General features: G+C 74.1%; 1 protein-coding gene and 1 pseudogene. Both read right to left on the bottom strand.

What is annotated here, in order from left to right:
• A partial coding sequence (locus ESO86_RS18245; protein WP_129236075.1) for an LLM class flavin-dependent oxidoreductase occupies window positions 1-350 on the bottom strand: 350 nt, incomplete at its 3' end.
• A gap of 9 nt (window positions 351-359) precedes the next feature.
• Window positions 360-637, bottom strand: a pseudogene (locus ESO86_RS18240) (phosphoribosyltransferase family protein); the annotation flags it as partial.

Raw genomic sequence — 637 nt, 5'->3', positions numbered from 1 at the left:
GCGCCCATCGCGACGGCGGCCGGTGCGAACCCGCCCGCGCCGAGGCCGAGCACGACGCGACCGCCCGTGAGCAGGTCGAGGGATGCCGCGGCGCGGGCGAGCACGGCCGGCGGCCTGAGCAGCAGGTTGTGCACGTTCGCGGAGATGCGGATGCGACTCGTCCGCGCGCCGACCCAGCTCATGAGCGTCCACGTGTCGAGGAACCGCGGCTGGTACGGGTGATCCTGGAAGGTGACGAACTCGAGCCCGGACCGCTCGCTCGCGAGCGCCAGCTCGACCGTGCGTTCGGGCTCCAGTGCCGAGGGCGTGATGAACGTTCCGAACTCGATCGGGCGGCCGTAATCGGGCATGCGGCCACGCTACGCGAGACCGGAGCGACGCGCCCGCGCCGCCTCGAGGAGCGCGAGGACCTCCTCGTCGGTCGTCTGGCGGAAGTCCGCGTAGGCCTGTCCGACCGCCATGAACCAGTCCGGGACCTCGACCGCGACGAGGGCGTCCGCCGACGGCACGCGAGACGCGGCATCCTTCGGCGCCACCGGGACCGCGAGCACGACGCGACTGGCGCCGCGGGCGCGGGCCACCTCGCATGCGGCCTCCGCGGTCGCACCGGTGGCGAGGCCGTCGTCGACGACGAGCG

It is taken from the genome of Agromyces binzhouensis, from assembly GCF_004135055.1.
Lineage (GTDB): Bacteria > Actinomycetota > Actinomycetes > Actinomycetales > Microbacteriaceae > Agromyces > Agromyces binzhouensis.
The sequence above is the reverse complement of the archived record's forward strand: the minus strand, read 5'-3'. Positions and strand labels throughout refer to the sequence as shown.